The following is a 17,777-nucleotide window of genomic DNA, read 5'->3' as shown; positions in this document are numbered from 1 at the left end:
GTCACAGGCTCCTCATCATGCGCCACAGCACCAGGCAACCGATGGCTTGCAGGGCGAAGGCCAGCAGCAGCATCGACTGCCCGTGGCTGTCGCGCCACATGGCCAGCAGGTAGCCAGGGTTGGCGAGCAGGAAGTAACCGACCATGCCCAGCGGCAGCGCCCCGAGAATCCATGCGGTGATGCGGGTCTCGCCGGTCATCGCGCGCAGTTGGCGATCGCCCTGTTCATGCTCGCGGATCAGCTTGATCAAGTTCTCCATCAGTTCGCTGGCGTTGCCACCGTGGCGCTGGTTGATGCGCAAGCCCAGGGCGAACAGGCGCAGCTCGTCCTGGCGGTACAGCTCGGCCAGCTCGCTGACCGCATCCTCCAGCGCCACGCCCAGTTGCACGTTGCGCCGCACCCGCAGCATCGCCGAATGCAGTGGCTCGCGGGTGCTGTCGATGCCGCCCAGCACCGCGTCGCTGAGCGTGCGCCCGGCCTTGAGGCTGCGCACGCTGTAGTCGAGCAACCCGGGCAGTTGCTGGACGATGCGTTGCAGCCGGCGCCGGCAGCGCCAGACCAGGTAGCCATAACCGAGCAAAGGCAGCCCCGCCAACACCAGCAGCGCCGCCCTCCAACCACCGGCCAAGCCGGCCGCCAGCGCCAGGCCGAACCAGGCCATCAGCCAGTAGCGCAGTCGTAGCTCGCCCTGGGCCAGGCCGGCGCGCTGCAACAGCGGGTCGAGCCAGTCGCGCCGGGCGCTGCCGGCACGCACCGCGCGGTAGGCCCGGCCCAGGCGTTGCAGGATGCGTTCCTCGCCGCGCTTGCGCAGGGCCAGGCGCCACAGCAACAACGCCATGCCCAGGCACAGCGGTGCCAGCGCCAGCAGCAGCGGGCCGATCACAGCACGCCCTCGTGGCGCAGCTTGGCCCCGGCCGGGTGCGGCGCCTCGCGCAGGAAGACATCGCCGCCGCGCCGATCGAGGCGGAACAGGGTGTTGGTGACGTACACGTCGTCGCGCACACCGACCACCTCCAGCACCTCGCTCACACAACGCCGGCCATCGGGCAGGCGGGTCAGCTGGATCACCACGTCCAATGCCGCGCAGACCATCTGCCGCAGGGTTTTCTCGGCCACCTGGCGCCCGGTCAGGCCAACCAGGGTCTCCAGGCGCAGCAGCGCGTCCTGGGCACTGTTGGCGTGCACGGTGCTCATCGAGCCGTCGTGACCGGTGTTCATCGCGGTCAGCACATCGACCACCTCGGCGCCACGGATCTCGCCGAGGATGATGCGGTCGGGGCGCATGCGCAGGGCATTGCGGATCAGCTCGCTGGCCTTGATCTCGCCATGGCCCTCGGCGTTCGGCGGACGGGTTTCCAGGCGCACCACGTGGGGGTGGTGCAATTGCAGTTCGGCCACGTCTTCGATGGTCACCAGGCGCTCCTGGGGCGCGATCATCTGGCTGAGGATGTTGAGCAAGGTGGTCTTGCCGGTGCCGGTGCCGCCGCTGACCAGGATGTTGCAACGCAGGCGCACGGCACGTTCGAGGAAGTCGAAGATGGCCTGGTCGATGGCCCGGGTGGCGAGCAGGTCGGCGCTCTTGAGCATGTCCTGGCGGAACTTGCGAATCGACAGGCAGGGCCCGTCCAGCGCCACCGGCGGAATGATCGCGTTGACCCGGCTGCCGTCGGGCATGCGCGCGTCGACCATCGGCGACGACTCGTCCAGGCGTCGGCCCAGCGGCGCCAGCACCCGCTGCATCACCCGCTCGACATGGTGCGCATCGATGAAGCGCAGGTCGGTCTGCTGCAACAGGCCGCCGCGCTCGACGAACACCCGGTACGGGCCGTTGACCAGGATCTCGGTGACGGTGGGGTCGCGCAGCAGCACTTCGAGCGGGCCGTAGCCGGTCAACTCATCGACGATCTCTTCGGCCAGGCGCTCCATCTCGTAGCGCGACAAGGCCAGGCGCAGGCGGGCGACATAGTCGCCGACCTGTTCAAGGACGAATTGCGCCAAGGCCGGACGCGCGCCTTCAAGCAGGTTGCGCCCGGTGTCCTCGATGGCATCGATGACATGCCGGTGCAGGGCGCGCTTGAGCACCTGCGGATCGTTGGCCGCATGGCGCGGCCCGCCAAAGGGTTCTTCGCTGCTCATCGGTGGCTCCACAGGCGGCGCAGCCAGGCATGGGTCGGGGGCGCCAGGTTTTCCGAACGCCTTGCCAGGCGCTCGCCCAGCTCGCGCAAGGCCTGGCTGAGGGCCTCGCGCGGGGCCAGCTCGAACAGGCTCAACCCCTGGTTCTTGGCATTGAGCCGCAACTCGGCGCTGTACGGCATGACCTTGAGCAGCGCCAGCCCGTAGCGCTTGGCCAGGGCCTCGGCGTCTGGTGCTACATGGCGCATGAAGCGGTCGACCAACAGGCTGGCGTGGTCGAGCTTGATGCCCCGGTCACGCCACTGCTCGAGCACTTCCAGGTTGCGCCGGCAGTCGAGGATGTTCTGGTCGGTATACAGGATCAGCTTGTCGCAGTGGCTGACCAGGGTGCGCAACGCTTCGCTGTCGGCCTGCCCGGTGAGGTTCAGGACGATGTGCTGGAAGTGCTGGCGCAGGGCGCTGAGCAGCATGTACAGCTCGGCGGCGCTGGTCTGCTCCAGCGCGTCGTCGCTGGCGGCATAGGCGAGAATGCGCAGGCCGCCCTTGTCGCGGGTGAAGGCACTGTCGATCAGGGTAGCGTCGAGGCGGCGCAAGTGGCGCAGGGCATCACCGAAATGGAACGACGCCTCCAGCCCCAGCAGCGCCAGGCTGTCGCCGCGCGGCAAGCCCAGGTCGAGCAGCAGGGTCTGCTGGCCGCTGTCCTGCACCACCCGCGCCAGGTGCGTGGTGAGCAGCGCGCCATCGGCCCCACGCTGCGCCCCATAGAGCACGCTCAGGCCACCTAGGCTGGGGTTGCTGGCCACCGTCGGCAGGCGCTTGCCCAGGCGCCGCACCAGCCCGGCCACTTCGCTGGCACGCGAACCATAGGCGACGAAGTCGCGGGCGCCGGCGCGCATGGCGTGCAGCACCAGCTGGTTGTCCATGCCATCGCCCAGGGCGACGATGGCCAGCATCGGCTTGGCCTCGAGCATGCCTTCGATCAGCGCGCACTGAGCGATCAGCTGTTCGCGGTCCAGGCCAATGAACACCAGGTTGCTGAAGGTCATGTCGACCAACGCCAGCAACTCGTCGAGGGTGCCACCGCTGGCACCAATTACTTGCCCCAACGGCGCCAGGGCGCCCTGCAACCAATGCAGGTCGTCCTCGTTGCGGGTCAGGGCGAGGTAAGTCTGGTTCTGGCTTTCGCTCATCGGGACAACCCACCTTGGCCGTCGAAACTGCCGTTTTCCATGAAGAACAGCCGGCCCCAGCTGGGGTCGTAGGTGCGCAGCCCCTCGCCCGGCAGCTCCGGCAGGCGCGCGTCGGCGGCCAGCGGCTGGACCAGGTGCGGGGTGACGATCATCAGCAGTTCGGTCTCTTCGCGGCTGAGCGCCGACTGGCGGAAGAACGCACCGATGATCGGCAGGTTGCCCAGGCCCGGCAGCTTGTCCACACCAGACCGCACGTTGCTGCTGATCAAGCCGCTGATGATGAAGCTCTCGCCATCGGCCAGGGAGATGCTGGTGTCGGTGCGCCGTACACTGAGCGCCGGCACCTGGGTGCCGGCAATGACCACGGCGTTGGTGTAGTCCAGCTCGCTGACTTCAGGCGCCACCTTGAGGGTGATGCGGTCGCGGCTGACCACCGTGGGGGTCAGTGCCAGGCGCACACCGAACTCCTTGTACTCGATCGACACGTTGTCGCTGCCGCTGCTGGGCACCGGGATGGGCACCTCGCCGCCGGCCAGGAAGCTGGCGGTCAAACCGCTGAGCACGGTCAGGCTGGGGCGTGCCAGGGTGTAGGCGAAACCGCTGTTCTCCAGGGCGTTGATCATGGCCAGGAAGCGGCTGCTGCCACCGCCCCAGACGATGTTGAAAACGTTGTTGTCGAGCGGGATGCCGGGGCGCACGTCGGCATAGGTGACCGGGTTGGTACCGGTCTGGATACCGGGGACGTAGCCAGGCCGAACCACGGTGTTGGGTACCGTCCCAGGCGAACCGATGAGGGTGTTGTTCGAGCCCTTGAAAAACAGCCGGGTACCGGCCTCCTTGAACTTTTGCCGGCGCACTTCGACGAAGCGAATATCGGCCTGCACCTGGATCGGCAACGGCTCCTGCCCGGCAGGCGGCTGCGCCACCTCGGCCATGTCGGCGCTGGCCCGGCCCTTGACGAACAGCATGGCGCGGTGCGGCTGCGCCGCGCAGGCCGTCCACAGCATCAGGCTGGTAGTGCCCTGCCCCACCGCGGTCAGCAGCACCGCACGTTCACCGCTGGGCTGCACGTCGGCGACCTTGGGTTCGCCCACCGCCGCACGGGTGATCGCCACCGGCAGGCGCAGTTCCTGTTGCAGGCCCTGGTCCATCTCGATCACCGAGGGCAACTGGTCGAAGCCCGAGCAGCCCTTGCCAGCGGCCAGGGCTTGCGGCACACACACCGCCAGGGCGATGCCCAGCAGGCTCGGGAGCGCCACAAGACGGCGCGAAGAACGACGCAAAGAACTACGCATGAATGCATCCTTGCCGGGTCAGGGAGTCTTGTTCGGGTCGCCCGCCTGGGCGCCGCGAATGATCTGCATGGTGGGAGCAGCCGCAACGGCGGTCGGGCTGGCCAGCGGTACCTGGGACAACTGGCTGAAGCGGTAGAGTTCGCGGCTGGCGGCGTCCAGTTGCAGGTTGGCATCCTGGCCCGACCAGTAGCGCGCCAGCAGCTGCTCGTCGGCGCTGCGCACGGCCAGGCGCAAGGTGCCGGCCTGGGCGGCCAGCATCAGCCGGCTGGCAAGGCTCTGTGGTACCGCCAACCCGACGGTGCGGGTGGGGTTGCTGTTCAGCGCTTGCAGGTCGCGACGCGCCTTCTGTTCTTCGGCGGTCTGCGCCGGGCGGCCGTCGTTGGCAAGGCCGGTCTGCTGGTCGACGCTGAGCACGCGCAGGGCCGGCAGCACCACCTGGGCGGAGGACTGCGGGTTGTTGGTTTCTTCACGCAGGAACAGCAGCACATCGACATAGTCGCCGGGGCGCAACTGCCCGCCCGCACCGATCACATCGTCCACCGCCACCGCCACCGCGCGCTCGTGGGGCCGGATCATCCGCGCCAGCGGCCCACCCGCCTGGAAGCTCGTCTCGTCGAGCCAGTTGCCGGCGGCCAGGGGCCGCGAGCTGCTGCGCCCGAGTACTTGCTCGGTTTGCTGGAAGGCGCCGGCGGGTACCACTTGCAGGCGCTCGACCAGTACATCATCCGCCGTCAGTGGGGTGTTGGCCGGCACGGCCCTGCGCAACACCACGATGGGCGTACGGGGAGGTTCGGGTGGAGGGGCCGGCTGCGTGGCGACAACAGGGGCGGGAGCGTCAACGGGCGCAGTGGCCGGTGCTGGCACAGGCTGCGCCGGGCGGCTCAGGCGCAAGCCCCAGTAGCCGGCGAGCAGGGCAGCGAGAAGAAAGAAGCCAGCGAGGATCATGGTCAAGCGACTGCTCATTTCCGCCCTCCCTGCGCCCCTGGAGCGATGCTGGCAAAAAGAAACTATTTCGCTATTGCACGGTAGCCGAGCCCAGTCGATTCGCCATTAACTGCACCGCGTTTTTTGAGCCATGAAATTGACGCATAGCCAAAACAGAAACTTAGCCGCGCTGATCACGATTACTACTTTTGGACTAATGCTTTGTTACATTTGCAGCCCGCCATGGCTTGGCGATGCTGTGATGGCAAAGGGGTGTCACTTTTCAAGCCCCGCCGACCAGCGCCGATCGAGCGCGAGGAGCTGCCGCCATGCTGCTGCAAAAAATCTTCGTTCACTGCATCACCTTCCTGCAACGCAAAGACGGTGCCTCCGGCATCGAGTACGCGGTGATCGCGGCCATGGTCGCGGTGGTGATGGCCGGCTTCGTCACCCCCATCGGCGATGAGGTGAAGAGCATCATGCAATCGATCCAGACCGCTATCACCCAGTAACCCCCTGCTGCGTGCATGCCGTTTGATCAAGACCTTGGGGAGCCGACCATGCCGACCTCTTTCTTGCGTCAACAGATACTGCTGGTGGATGACGAGGAGGAGGCCTTGCTGGAGCTGGCCGAGCTGCTGGAGAACGAAGGCTTCTGCTGCCACACCGCCAACTCGGTGAACGCCGCCCTGCACCAGCTCACCCGCCACCCCGATGTCGGCCTGGTGATCACCGACTTGCGCATGCCCGAGGAGAGCGGCATCGGCCTGATCCGGCGGCTGCGCGACCACACCGCGCGCCAGCACCTGCCGGTGATCGTCATGTCCGGGCACGCCGACATGGACGATGTCAGCGACCTGTTGCGGCTACAGGTGCTGGATTTGTTCCGCAAGCCGATCTACCACGCGCGCCTGCTGGAGACGCTGGAGAACCTGTTTCCCAAGCCGCTGTTGCAAGCGGTGCCCTGACACAGTCCTCTGTAGGAGCGGCCTTGCCGGGGCGCCGGACCGGCCGGAAAGGGCTGCGTAGCGGCCCCGGCAATCTTGAGGTGTATTTGAAATCCTGGGGCCGCTACGCAGCCCTTTCGCGACACGAGGCCGCTCCTACAGGGGCGTGCGAGCCATCAGGTGGAGCCGGCTCGTTCGACGTAATCAAAGCTGGACGCTGACACTCAGCGTCAACCGCGGCCGCCGGTCGAGGCTATCCAGGGCAACATCCGCCATCGGCTTGGCCACCTCGACCGCGATGTTGCAAGCACGCCCATCGCCAAAACGCAGGCCGAGCGCAGCGGAGGTCATGTGCGCGGCCTGCACCTCCCACTGGTTGAACCAGGCCCGAGCAGTGTCGAGCACGGCATAGGGCTGCAAAACTTTCAGCCAGCTGCCATCACGATGGAAGCTGTAGTTCACCTCGTAGGCCAGGCCCCAGCCTTTGTCACCAGCAGCCTGGTCGCTGGGGTAACCCCGGCCGAAATACTGCCCGCCAAACAAGACGCGCTCGCTGTCGGGCAGGCTGTCGTTGCTCCAGTACGCCGCTGCCGAGCCCACGCCCTGCCAGTTTTCGGTGAAATTGTCGCTCTGTACGCCGGACACACGCAGGCGAAGGAAGTCCAGGTCGTCATCGGTATTGCTGCGCGCCCCGAACTGATCCAACCCCTGGTACACCCCGGCACTGACCATGCGCAGCCGGCGAGCCTCGGCCTTGCGCCAGTCGCCTTCGAACGACAACACACGCAGGTTGGTCTCGCTGTCCAGCGCAAAGGGCGCGCCGGTCACCGGGTAGTCGACACGGTCGCGAGCCACGTAGAAGCGTGCCACCGCGTCTAGCCACTCGTTGCTCGAGGCAATCAGCGGTTGGCTGAAGCCGATCGCGTAGCGTTGGTTCTCCCGGCGTTGGTCCAGGTCGCGGCCGTTGCGCAGGCGCACGCGCGTATTGGGCTCACTGCGGTAGCGTGAGGCGGACACCTGCAGCTGCGAGCCTTCGCTGTCGAGGTACTGGGCGTAGCCGAGGCGGTAGTAACGTGCGTGTTCCTCATCCGGGGGCACCAGCACGCTGGCGCTCAGTTGCTCGGCCATGCGGGTCTGGGCGTTGCGGCTCACACCCAGCAGGGCCTGCGGCTCGTCGCGGCTGCCGTCATTGACTTGCAGGCTGGCGCTGTAAGGCTTGCGCGTAACCTGCCCGATCAACTGCGCGCCCTCTTCACCGGCAGTGGATGGCTGTACCTGGGCCTGAAAGGTCACACCGGGAATGCGGTTGGCCAGGCTGGTGTAGCGTTCGAGCGTCTCGCGGGTCAGTGGCCGCTCGGCCATGAGCCTGGCCATGAACTGGTCCAGATAAGCACGTGCCGGGCCGATCTCACCCTGCACCTGGTAGTCGTGGATATACCCTTCGACCAGCACCACGCGCACCCGCCCGTCATCGAAGTCCTGCGGGGGCAGGTAGGCGTACGAGAGCAGGTAGCCCTCCTGCTGGTAACGCTGGGTGAGGCGCCGGGTGACATCCGCCAGCTCGGCCAGGCTGACGTCGCGGCCGATCAGCGGCTGGTAATGGTCACGCAAGTCGCTCAGGGAGAAGACCGTGCCCCCCTCGAAGCGCACCTTGCGCACGTGCACGCGGGCCTCCATCGAGACCGACTGCGGGGCACCCGGCACCGACACCTGCAACCTGGAGGCGTCTGGGCGGTAGCTGTCCAGCGGGCGGTTTGCCGTGGGCAGGCGGCGCTCGGTTGCCGTGCTGTCGAGGAACGTCGGCAGGGGCTCTGCACGGGCCAGGCCGCTCCAGTACAGCAACACCATCGTCATACCCAATCGACGCATGCGGACGCTCCATGATCCGTTGGATACCGGGGCACCGGCTGGGCGCCCCGTGACAGCAAGCGTAGGTGCAGGCACGGCAAACAGCCACTACTGGCTGACCTGGAACGCCACCCGCGCCGTTTCGCCGCTCTCATCCAGTGCGCTGACTTCCATCTGCCCAAGCTGTTCGAAGCGCACCAGCAGGGTGTCCTGGCCCTGGGTTTCCCCCAGCGGCTGGCCATTGAGGAACCACCAGCGCCGGCCTCCCCCACCCAGCGCCGACAGCCACAGTTGCAGCGGCTCGCGGCTGGTGGCCGGGCGGCGCAGGTTGTCGCCCGGACGCACCCCGACGATGGACAGTGGCGGCGCAGTGCTCGCCACCTGCGGCGGGCAGGCGGGGTCGGCCGCCGGCAAGCGCGCGGCACGCCGCTCCATGCGTGGCAGCCAAGGCTCCAGCGGCGCCGGCCACAGCGCCACGTCACGGGCGACAGCGCCCGGGCAGCCGGCATCGACCCGCAGCCCCTGGTCGTTGACCCACACCGTCTCGCGCAGGCCCAGCCCCAGCGGCTGGTCGGCCGCCTGCAAGGTGGGCGGCGTGGTGTTGTCGAGCGTCCAGGCGAAGCGCTGGCGCCGGCAGTTAATGTCCTGGCGGTTCATCGGCTGCCCCAGCGGCCAGCAGATCGCCGCCACGCCCACCGAAGCCGGCACCGCCTCGACGGGCACCTCGATACCGCGCTGGCTGTCGCGGTTGCTGAGCAGGTCATGCACCTGCAGCATCAGCGGCGCCGCCGAGGCCAGGCCGAACTGGCCCGGCACCGGGGTGCCGTCGGGGCGGCCGATCCACACACCGATCAGGTAGCGTGGGCCGACGCCCACCGACCAGGCGTCGCGAAAGCCATAGCTGGTGCCGGTTTTCCAGGCCAGCGTCGGGCGCTGCACCAGTTCGGCGTGCGGGTCGCGGTCGGGGCGTGCCTGGCCGCTGAGAATGCGCCGGGTGATCCATGCCGAACCTGGGGACAGCAGGCGCCGCTCGACCAACGGGTCCTGGGGTTGCAGGCGGATTTTGGCGCTGCGCCCATCACGGGCGAAGGCGGCGTAACCACCCACCAGGTCCTCCAGGCGGCTGCCCGCCCCACCGAGGATCAGCGACAGGTTCGGCTCGGCCAGCGGCGGCAGCACCAGCGGCATGCCGCCCATGCGCATCTGCGCGGCGAAGCGTTTGGGCCCGTAGGCCTCCAAAAGCTGCACCGCCGGCAGGTTGAGCGACAACGCCAGCGCCGAACTGGCCGACACCGGGCCGCTGAAGCCCATGGAGAAATTGCCTGGGCGGTAATCGCCGTAGCGCCGCGGCACATCCTGCAGCAACGACTCGGAATGGATCAGGCCGTCGTCCATGGCCATGGCATACAGGAAGGGTTTGAGGGTCGAGCCAGGCGAGCGCAGGGCGTGGATCATGTCGACATGCCCGAAGCGGCGCTCGTCACCCAGGTCGATGGAGCCCAGGTAGGCACGCACCGCCATGTTCTGCGTCTCCACCACCAGCAGGGCCGCCGAGGTGCGCTCGGGCAGGCGCGCGCGCCAGCCCAGCAGCAGGTCTTCCAGGCGCCGTTGCAACGCAGCATCGATCGTGGTGCGGATCAGCGGCGGGCTGTCGACGGTGTTCAATCGCCGGGCCAACAACGGTGCCAATGCCGGCTCCTGGCGCGGCGCCAGCAGCAGTGGTTCTTCGCGGGCCTCGGTGATGCGCTGGGCGGGCCACACCCGATACTCGTCCAGGCGCTGCAGCACTTTGTCGCGGGCACGCTGGGCGCGTTCAGGATGGCGGTCCGGGCGCAGCCGGCTCGGCGCCTGGGGCAGCACGGCAAGCAAGGCGGCCTCGGCCGGCGTGAGGTGCTTGGGCGACTTGCCCAGGTACGCCCAGCTGGCTGCCGCCACCCCCTGCAAAGTGCCGCCGAAGGGTGCGCGATCGAGGTAGATCTGCAGGATCTGCTGCTTGGACAGGTGCCACTCCAGCTGGGCCGTGCGCCACAGCTGGCGCAGTTTGCCCGCCAGGGTGCGGTCGTGCGGGTCGAGCAGGCGCGCCACCTGCATCGACAGGGTGCTGCCGCCGGAGACCACGCGCCCGCCCCGCAGGTTGAGCCAGGCCGCCCGGGCCAGGGCCATGGGGTTCACCCCGGGGTGGTGGTAGAACCAGCGGTCCTCGTAGGCGAGCAAGGCCTCCAGGTACAGCGGCGAGACGTCGTCCGGGCTCACCGGGTAGCGCCACACGCCCTCGGCATCGGCAAAGCGCCACAGCGGCGTGCCGTCCTCGGCCAGGACCACCCGTGCCAGGTCGTCGCCCGGCAACGGCAGTGGCCACAGGCGGTCGGCCAGCCACAGCAGGGCCAGGGCCAGCAGCACGCCAACGGCGCCATGGCGCAGCAGCCGAATCAGGCGAGGGCGCGCTAAGCTAGGCATCGGGAACCGACCGGGCCAGGTGATGGCCAAAGGCTGGGATTCGCCGATTCGTTGATCAGGAAGCGACTATGCATGTAGAAGGTTTTTTCGAGTGGCTGGGGCAGGTACTGGGGTCGGTGATCCGCTTCATCGTCGACGGTCTGGGTGGGTTGTTCAACCTGTTGGCCAACGCCGGCGGCAATTTCATCGATGGCCTGGCGCGCACGTTGGGCATGGACACCTCGCTGGTCAGCATCCTTGCCCTCATCGTCGGCCTGATGCTGCTGTACTCGGCGGTGCGCGCGTTCATGCGGGCATCGATCATCCTCGGGATCATCTGGGCGTTGCTGGGGTTGTGGGTGTTGAGCTGGGTGGTGCATTGAAGGCCTGACGCAGCGCTCTGTAGGAGCGGCCTTGTGTCGCGAAAGGGCTGCATAGCAGCCCCAGCATCTTCGCACTGATGCTGAAATCCTGGGGCCGCTTTGCGGCCCTTTCCGGCCGGTCCGGCGCCCCGGCAAGGCCGCTCCTACAAAGGCACGCGCCGGCTCAGCGGGCGCGCACCGTCATCTCACCCTGGCTCTCGCCCACCGCCTGCAGGTTCGGCCGGTACATCGACTCCACCTGCGGCGGCGGGATGCGGTAGCTGCCCGGGGTCACCGCCCGCGCCAGGTACAGCAGGTGGGTGGTGCCGTAGCTGTCGAGCTTGAGCGCGGCCACGTAGCGATCATCGCGATATTCCTGGTGCACCACACTGGCGTTCTGCATCGACTCGCGCCATTGCTTCACCGCGCTGCTGGCGTTGTCCAGGCTGGCGGCGCTCTGCGCCAGGTTCTGGTTCTCCAGCTCCAGGCCCGCCGGCAACAGGTCCACCACCAACGCATCGGGCACGCGGTCCTGGGCCTTGAGCGCCAGGTGCACCAACACCAGGTCACCGCTGCGCAGGTTGCGCACATCCAAAGGCTCACCGTTCATGCCCAGGTACTCGCGGCGGATCTCCATGCCATTGCCGCCGGCAGCCGGGGCCTGGCGCGGGTAACCGGACAGCGTCAGTTGCTGGTACAGGGTGTCGCCGCTCTGGTTCTGCACGGTCAGCGGTGAGGCCAGCAACGGGCCTTCGAGCTTCATGCCGGCATCGCTGTTGTTGAACTCGCGGACCTCGCCAGCGCTGTCCAGGCGCGCCTTCCATTCGCCCTCTGGTTTACCCAGCAGGCCACGGCCGGCGAGGAACAGTGCATTGCGCTCCTGGGTCGACAGCCAGCGGTTGGCCGCCAGCTCGTCAGACAGGGCGAACAGGCGCTGGTCGACCTGGTTACCGCCCAGGTTGTTTTCCTGCAACAGGGCCAGGATCAGCGCCTGGTCACGCAGGGCGCTGCCGTAGTCGGCCATCCAACCCTTGCCACGGCTGACCGCCAGCCCCGCCTGCAACGCCTGCTGCGCACGCGGTTTGTCGCCCATCTTGTCCAGCGCCACCGCCAACTGCACCAGCGGCAGGCCGGAGCGGGCATCGGCGCGGCGATCGAACAGCCCGCGCAAGGCACCCAGCGGCGCCTGTTGGCTGCGCGCCAACACCAGGCCGGCGTAGGCCTGCACGGCGAAGCGGGTGTGGTCGGCGTTGTCGCTGTAGTCCACCTCGATCAGGTTGCGCTCCTGCACATAGCGCAGCAGGCGTTCGCTGGCCTTCTTCAAGGCTTCGGCCGGCACGCCGTAGCCCTGCTCGCGGGCGCGCAGCAGGAAGTCGCTGACATAGGCAGTCAGCCAGTACTCCTCTTCGCTGTCCGAACTCCACAGGCCAAAGCTGCCGTTGTAGCGCTGCATGCCCAGCAGGTGTTCGATACCCATCTCGATCTTGCGCTTGCGCACGTCGGCCGGTTCACCCTTGATGCCCAGGCGCTTGAGGCTATCGGCATCGGCGTACAGCGACGGGTACAGGCCGCTGGTGGTCTGCTCCAGGCAGCCGTACGGGTAGGCCTCGAGGGCGCGGATCTGCTCGGCGAGGTTCAGTGGCGGGCGGCTCGACAGCACCAGGCTGGCCTCCAGGCCCGCCGGTTCGAACGCAGCCAGGTCGCTCTCTGGCAGGCTCCACGGCTGGTCCTTGAGGGCCACGCGGTAGTGCTTGAGCAGCGCCGGATAGGCCGGGCGAATGCCTAAAGTCCATTCACGCTCGAAGGCGTTGGCCGGCTCGCCCGGCAGTTGCAGGCCATTGACCTGTACGCGCACCTTGCCCTGGCCGAGACCGCCCTGGGCCTGCACCGGGATCATCAGCGTAGTGCGCTGGCCCTCGGCGAGCGTGACGTTCTGCTGGGCACCGGTGGCCAGGCTCAGCTGGCCTTCGGCGGCCAGTTGCACGGTCAGTTGCTGGGCACGGCCGGACAGGTTCGCCAGGTCCAGCGCCAGGCTGGTGCGGTCGCCGCCGGCGAGGAAGCGCGGCGCCGACAGCTCGGCGATCAGCGGCGCGGCGACCACCGTCTTGCCTTCGGCCATGCCGAAGTGCTCATCGGTCCAGGCCTGGGCCATCAGGCGCAGTTCGCCATTGAAGTCGGGGATGTCGACCGTAGCCTGCCCCTCGCCCTTTTCATCCAGGGTTACCGGCACGCTCTGCTGGGCAACGATGGTCACCGTGGTGTTCGGGCGCTTGCCGCCCTTGGCCATGGCGGCGTCACCGCCGAAGGCCAGGCTGGCCAGGCGGCCCTGCCCGGCCTCGATCAGCTGGCCGTAGATATCCAGCTGGTCGGCGCCGTAGGCCTTGCGGCCGAACAGGCTGGCGAATGGGTCGGGGGTCTTGAAGTCGGTGATGTTGAGGATGCCCACGTCCACCGCGGACAGCAGCACATGGATCTGTTTCGGTACGCTGCCATCGGCGTTGGTGGCCTTGAACTTCACCGTCAACGGTTGCTTGGGCCGCATCTTCTCCGGCGCCTGGAGCGTGACGGCGAGCTTGCGCTCGGCGCGGTCCAGCGGCAGGTGCAGCACGCCCACGGCACGTTTCGGGGTGGCATTGGCCTTGCGCTCGCCCGGGCGGATCACCAGGGCGCTGATGTACAGGTCGTGGCGCGCCCACTGTTTATCCAGCGCGACATCGAAGGTCTTGCCCTCGGCGGGCACGTCGATCTCCTGCCACCACAGCGGGCCATCGGCGGACTCGATCATCAGGTAGCCACTACCGGCGGCGGGCGGAGTGACAGTGACCTTGGCGGTGGCGCCGTCTTTATAAGCGGGCTTGTCCAGGGCGATCTTCACCTGGTCGGGGCGCACGGCGCCGCCCTCGGCGTTGTCCTGGGCGCGGTAGCCGGCCCAGAAGCGCTGGCTGGAAACCAAACCGGTCTGCGGGTCTTCCACTTCGACGCGGTACGGGCCCCACTCCACCTGGAAGTTCAGCTTGGCGGTGGAGCCGGCCTTGACGCTGACGGTCTCCTCGGCCTGGGTGAGGAATTTCTCGTTGTAGTTGTAGCTCCAGCCGTCGCTCTGCGAGTAGTTCCAGTAGTAGTCACGGCGCTCGCGCACCAGGCGCACCTTGAGGTTGTCGGCAGCCAGCTTGTTGCCGTCCTGGTCGGCGACCAGGAACTCGAACTCCACCGGGCCGTCACCGTCGGTTTCCTCACCGTCGAACAGGCCACGCAGGCCCGGCAGGCGCTCGGCGGGCCAGATCGGCTGCTCCAGGCGGCGGGTGATCGGCCGCCCCCCGGACTCCTGCAGGCTGGCCTGCACGGTCAGTTGCAGCGGCGAGCGGGCTTCGCTCCAGCGGCTTTCGATGTCGATACGGGCCTTGCCGTTCGGGTCGAGGGTGACCTCGTCCAGCTCCAGGTCCTGGTTCAGCTCGGTCTCGGTGACCGCGCCGAACTGGTAGCCCGGCAACGCCTTCACCGCTTCGCGCAGGGGGCGCACATAGGCCTGGCCGCTCAGGCGATTGCCGGCGGCCGGGGCGCCATAGAGATAACGGCCGTTGACCTGCACGGTGGCGGTTTCTTCAGGCGACAGCGGTGTGCTGCTGCCCTTGAGCTCCAGCGCCAGGCGCTCGGGCAGGAAGTCCTCGACGAGAAATTCGTAGACCTGCTTGCGGCCACCGCCCAGGTCCAGTAGCAGTTGCCAGCGGCCGGTGGGGGCCTCCGTGGCCAGTTGCAGCTGGTACTGGAACAGGCCGTTCTGGTCGGCCTCCCAGACGAACTTGCGGCTGACTTGCTCATCCGGGCGGCGCACTTCGACGTTGACCGGCTGGGCCTTGATCGGCTTGCCGTCCTGGTCGCGCAGCAGGCCGTTGAGCAGCACCGTCTCCCCCGGGCGGTACAGGTCGCGAGGGCCGAAGATGAAGAATTGCAAGGGGTTGGCCTGGGGGCCGGTGATGTCGAACTCGGCGAGGTCCAGGGCAGCGGTGTTCAGCCGCAACAGGGTGGTGTGCACGCCCTGGGTGGCGATCAGGGTGTCGGCCTTGGCGGTGATCGGCAACTGCGCATGGCCATCGCCATCGGTCTTCGCCTGCGCCAGCAGCTTGCCCTTGTCGTCATGCAGTTCGAGGGTGACGTCCTTGAGCGCCTTGCCACCTTCCAGGGCTTGGGTGAACACGTCGATGCGGTCGCGGTAGCGGTGGGCGGAGACGCCGATGTCGCTCAGGGTGAACAAGGTCGCCGGCTGCGAATAGTCATAGGTGCCCGAGGCACGCATCACCGCCAGGTACACGCCTGGTTCTTGCAAGGGTTTGATCCCGGCGATCGGCAGCAGCACGGTCTCGCGGGTGTTGCGCGCAGGGTTCAGGTCGAAGCGGCCGCTGTACACCAGTTCGGCCATCTCCAGGGTCTCTTTGGACTGGTAGTAGTACAGGCTGGAATTGCGCCCCCAGTTGACCAGGAAGCTCGACAGCATGTCGGGCTTGACGCGGAAGAACTCGACATCGACCTTGTCGACGTTCAGGGCGATCACCGGCAGGCCTTCGGCCAGGCGCGTGGGCAGCAGCGAGCCGCGGCTGGCGAAGCCCACGGTGGGCTGCATGTCGCGGGTTTCGAAGCGGCTGACCGACTCGGCCTCGAGCGTGTTGCCGTTGACCGCCAGCAGGCCCTTGTCGATGGTCAGGACCATCTTGCGCTGCGGCTCGAGGTGGCGCAGGCGCAGCTCCATCTGGTTGTCGGAGAGTTCCCAGGCGCCGTCGACCTTGCCCTTGACCGTGTCGACCAGGTGCAAGCGGGCGGCGAAGTCTTGGTTGGCGTCCAGTGGTGCGGAGACGCTGACCGACAGGGTGCTGGCACCGTCGAGCTGCACTTCCGAGACATCCAGCACGGTCAGTTCGCGGCCGGCGTAGCGCTTGGCGAGCACGGCCGGGTCTTCGCGCTTGGCCGTCGGTTGTTCAACGGCGGCGGCGGGTTTCTCGGCGGGCGCCGGTTGCTTGTCCGGGGTGGACGAGTCACAGGCACTGAGCAGGGCCAGCGCGCAGGCCAGCAACAATCCTTTGTTGAGCATTTGAGAGGGAACTCTTCGGCAGCGTGTACGTGAGGGGGCAACTATAGCGCATGGCCGGGGGGGCTTACCTGGCGCAGCGCGGCAAGTGAGACCCTGTTCGCGCGGATTGGTTGCCGGGCCGGTACAATGGCCGACCTTCATACAAGGGGCCGCTTCGCGCCCCATCGCTGGCAAGCCAGCTCCCACAGGGTTCGGCGCATAGCCTGTGGGAGCTGGCTTGCCAGCGATGGGCTGCGAAGCGGCCCCAAGCACTCCCGGCCTACGCATGTCTGAACTGTCCACCGCCTGGCACCACCGCCCCACCCACCGCAAGGTCTGGGCCCTGGCCGCGCCGATGATCCTGTCCAACATTTCAGTACCGCTGGTGGCGCTGGTCGACAGCACCGTCATCGGCCACCTGCCCCACGCCCACCAGCTGGGTGCGGTGGCGGTCGGTGCCACGCTGTTCACCTTCATGGTCGGGCTGATGGGTTTCCTGCGCATGGGCTCCACCGGCTTCGCCGCCCAGGCCGCCGGCCGCGCCGATGGCGCCGCACTGCGCCAGGTACTGGTGCAGGGGCTGCTGCTGGCGCTGGGCTTCGCCCTGCTGATCGGCCTGCTCGCCCTGCCCTTCAGCCAGCTGGCGCTGCACGCCATGCAACCCAGCCAGGCGCTGCACGCGTCCACCGAAGCGTTCTTCCACACCCGCCTGCTGGGGTTGCCGGCGGCGTTGGCCAGCTATGCCTTGGTGGGCTGGTTCCTCGGCACGCAGAACGCCCGCGCGCCGCTGGCGATCCTGCTGAGCACCAACCTGCTGAACATCGCCCTGAACCTGTGGTTCGTCCTCGGTTTGGACTGGGGCGTGGTCGGTTCGGCGCGGGCCTCGGTGATCGCCGAGTGGAGCGGCGCGTTGCTCGGCCTGGCCCTCACCCGCCCGGCGCTGCGCGCCCACACCGGGCAGATCGCCTGGGCGGCCCTCAAGCGTTGGCAGAGCTGGCGCCCGTTGCTGGCGGTCAACCGCGACATCTTCCTGCGCAGCCTGGCGTTGCAACTGGTGTTCCTGCTGCTGACCGTGCAGGGCGCGCGCCTGGGCGAAGCCACGGTGGCGGCCAACGCCCTGCTGCTCAATGGGCTGATGCTCACCGCCTACGCCCTGGATGGCCTGGCCCATGCGGTGGAGGCCCTGTGTGGCCACGCCATCGGTGCACGTGATCGTCACGCGCTGAAGCGGGCACTGGTGGTGGCCTGTGGCTGGTCGCTGATCGTCAGCCTGGGCTTTGCCGGGGTGTTCCTGCTGGGCGGGCACCTGTTCATCGACCTGCAGACCGATATTGCCAGCGTGCGCGACGCGGCGTATCCGTACCTGCCCTACCTGGCGCTGCTGCCGTTGATTGCGGTGTGGAGCTATCTGCTGGATGGATTGTTCATCGGCGCCACGCGGGCGCGGGAGATGCGCAATGCGATGCTGCTGTCGGTGCTCATCGCCCTGCCTTTTGCGCTGGCGCTGAGCGGGTTGGGCAACCATGGATTGTGGCTGGCCTTCCTGGGCTTCATGGCATTGCGGGGGGTAACCCTGGGGT

Annotated in this window: 12 protein-coding genes; 4 read left to right on the top strand and 8 right to left on the bottom strand. The window is 67.7% G+C overall.

What is annotated here, in order from left to right; all coding sequences use genetic code 11:
• Position 1: 1 nt before the first annotated feature.
• Genes IX761_RS22475 through cpaB form a run of 5 tightly spaced genes read right to left on the bottom strand, consistent with a single transcriptional unit; the run spans position 2 to position 5,581 of the window.
• Positions 2–883 (bottom strand): type II secretion system F family protein, encoded by an 882-nt coding sequence (locus IX761_RS22475; RefSeq protein ID WP_194791703.1) that lies wholly within the window; start codon positions 881–883, stop codon positions 2–4.
• Positions 880–2,136 carry a CpaF family protein gene (locus tag IX761_RS22470; protein WP_194791702.1) on the bottom strand — a complete coding sequence of 419 codons (1,257 nt, stop codon included), beginning with the start codon at positions 2,134–2,136 and terminating at the stop codon, positions 880–882. The genes IX761_RS22475 and IX761_RS22470 overlap by 4 nt, the downstream gene beginning before the upstream one ends.
• Positions 2,133–3,323: a pilus assembly protein gene (locus tag IX761_RS22465; RefSeq protein ID WP_194791701.1), complete on the bottom strand. Its 1,191-nt coding sequence runs from the start codon at positions 3,321–3,323 to the stop codon at positions 2,133–2,135. Before IX761_RS22465 ends, IX761_RS22470 begins: the two co-directional genes overlap by 4 nt.
• Positions 3,320–4,618 carry a type II and III secretion system protein family protein gene (locus IX761_RS22460; RefSeq protein ID WP_194791700.1) on the bottom strand — a complete coding sequence of 433 codons (1,299 nt, stop codon included), beginning with the start codon at positions 4,616–4,618 and terminating at the stop codon, positions 3,320–3,322. The genes IX761_RS22465 and IX761_RS22460 overlap by 4 nt, the downstream gene beginning before the upstream one ends.
• A gap of 18 nt (positions 4,619–4,636) precedes the next feature.
• Positions 4,637–5,581: a Flp pilus assembly protein CpaB gene (cpaB, locus tag IX761_RS22455; protein WP_194791699.1), complete on the bottom strand. Its 945-nt coding sequence runs from the start codon at positions 5,579–5,581 to the stop codon at positions 4,637–4,639.
• A 290-nt stretch (positions 5,582–5,871) separates the two neighbouring features.
• Between cpaB and IX761_RS22450 the strand changes: the two genes are divergently transcribed.
• Both IX761_RS22450 and IX761_RS22445 read left to right on the top strand, forming a co-directional pair.
• Entirely contained in the window at positions 5,872–6,054 is a 183-nt protein-coding gene (locus IX761_RS22450) for a Flp family type IVb pilin (protein WP_194791698.1), read from the top strand.
• Positions 6,055–6,102: 48 nt separating this feature from the next.
• Positions 6,103–6,510 carry a response regulator gene (locus IX761_RS22445; RefSeq protein WP_194791697.1) on the top strand — a complete coding sequence of 136 codons (408 nt, stop codon included), beginning with the start codon at positions 6,103–6,105 and terminating at the stop codon, positions 6,508–6,510.
• A 183-nt stretch (positions 6,511–6,693) separates the two neighbouring features.
• Here IX761_RS22445 and IX761_RS22440 read toward each other — a convergent pair whose 3' ends face one another.
• Positions 6,694–8,358 (bottom strand): ShlB/FhaC/HecB family hemolysin secretion/activation protein, encoded by a 1,665-nt coding sequence (locus tag IX761_RS22440; RefSeq protein WP_194791696.1) that lies wholly within the window; start codon positions 8,356–8,358, stop codon positions 6,694–6,696.
• A gap of 87 nt (positions 8,359–8,445) precedes the next feature.
• The gene (pbpC, locus tag IX761_RS22435; protein WP_194791695.1) at positions 8,446–10,794 is read right to left on the bottom strand and encodes a peptidoglycan glycosyltransferase PbpC; all 2,349 of its coding nucleotides are present in this window, start codon (positions 10,792–10,794) and stop codon (positions 8,446–8,448) included.
• Positions 10,795–10,862: 68 nt separating this feature from the next.
• Between pbpC and IX761_RS22430 the strand changes: the two genes are divergently transcribed.
• Entirely contained in the window at positions 10,863–11,156 is a 294-nt protein-coding gene (locus tag IX761_RS22430) for a hypothetical protein (protein WP_110992927.1), read from the top strand.
• A gap of 163 nt (positions 11,157–11,319) precedes the next feature.
• Here the strand turns inward: IX761_RS22430 and IX761_RS22425 are convergent, their stop codons facing one another.
• A complete protein-coding gene (locus tag IX761_RS22425) occupies positions 11,320–16,218 on the bottom strand; it encodes an alpha-2-macroglobulin family protein (protein WP_194791694.1) in 4,899 nt (1,632 codons plus the stop codon).
• 265 nt (positions 16,219–16,483) lie between these two features.
• Here IX761_RS22425 and IX761_RS22420 point away from each other — a divergent pair.
• Positions 16,484–17,777: MATE family efflux transporter (locus IX761_RS22420; RefSeq protein WP_194791693.1), on the top strand; the 1,294-nt coding region annotated here is incomplete at its 3' end.

Source organism: Pseudomonas sp. UFMG81 (genome assembly GCF_015354575.1).
Lineage (GTDB): Bacteria > Pseudomonadota > Gammaproteobacteria > Pseudomonadales > Pseudomonadaceae > Aquipseudomonas.
Note: the sequence above shows the minus strand (reverse complement) of the source record. Positions and strands in the feature narration are given on the sequence as shown.